Source organism: Peribacillus sp. SRI_006, assembly GCF_057586375.1.
Map to the genome: position 1 here is coordinate 1 of NZ_JBYCZT010000057.1, position 255 is coordinate 255.

Annotated in this window: 1 pseudogene; it reads right to left on the reverse strand. The window is 38.0% G+C overall.

Annotated features, from left to right (window positions below):
• Positions 1-255 (reverse strand): annotated as a pseudogene (locus AC2YHV_RS27635) (transposase); the annotation flags it as partial.

Here is a 255-nt window from a genome sequence, read left to right on the forward strand (position 1 = left end):
TGTATCTTTAAAGCGTCGCTCATAATTTTTCCCGAACGTGGAGTAGGAGGTACTTTATCATGGAAACCATAGCCTAAGAACCAACGGTAAGCCATATTGGTTTCAACTTCTTCAATCGTTTTACGCATGAAACGCATACCGAAGGTATATTGAATGAAAGTCAGTTTAACTAAAATAACTGGATCAATACTTGGGCGTCTTAACTCTGAATACCATATCTTTCACCAAGGCATAAATGAAAGTGAAGTCAATGGG